The organism is Pseudomonas sp. 50_B (assembly GCF_017491625.1).
GTDB lineage: Bacteria > Pseudomonadota > Gammaproteobacteria > Pseudomonadales > Pseudomonadaceae > Aquipseudomonas > Aquipseudomonas danubii.
Genome location: NZ_JAFGYX010000177.1, coordinates 1 through 431 on the forward strand (window position 1 = coordinate 1; position 431 = coordinate 431).

A 431-nucleotide genomic window follows, 5' to 3' on the forward strand; every position below is an offset into this window, starting at 1 on the left:
GCCTTGATCCGCGCGAGCGGCTCGAGGCCGAGCGCCTCGGCCTTCTTCGCCGACATCACGAGCACCGCGGCCGCGCCGTCGTTGATGCCGGACGCGTTCGCGGCCGTCACCGTGCCTTCCTTCGCGAACGCGGGCTTCAGGCTCGCGAGCGACTCGGCCGTCACGCCGTGACGCACGAACTCGTCGGTCGCGAAACGCAGCGGCTCGCCCTTTCTCTGCGGGATCTCGATCGGCACGATCTCGTCGTCGAAGCGGCCCGCCTTCTGCGCGGCTTCCGCCTTGTTCTGCGAGAGCGCGGCGAACTGGTCCTGCGCCTCGCGCGTGATGCCGTACTCCTTCGCGACGTTCTCCGCGGTGATGCCCATGTGGTACTTGTTGTAGACGTCCCAGAGGCCATCCACGATCATGCTGTCGACGAGCTTCGCATCGCC

Annotated in this window: 1 pseudogene; it reads right to left on the reverse strand. The window is 67.7% G+C overall.

From position 1 onward, the window contains the following. Positions 1-431 (reverse strand): annotated as a pseudogene (locus J5M73_RS31480) (acetyl-CoA C-acetyltransferase); the annotation flags it as partial.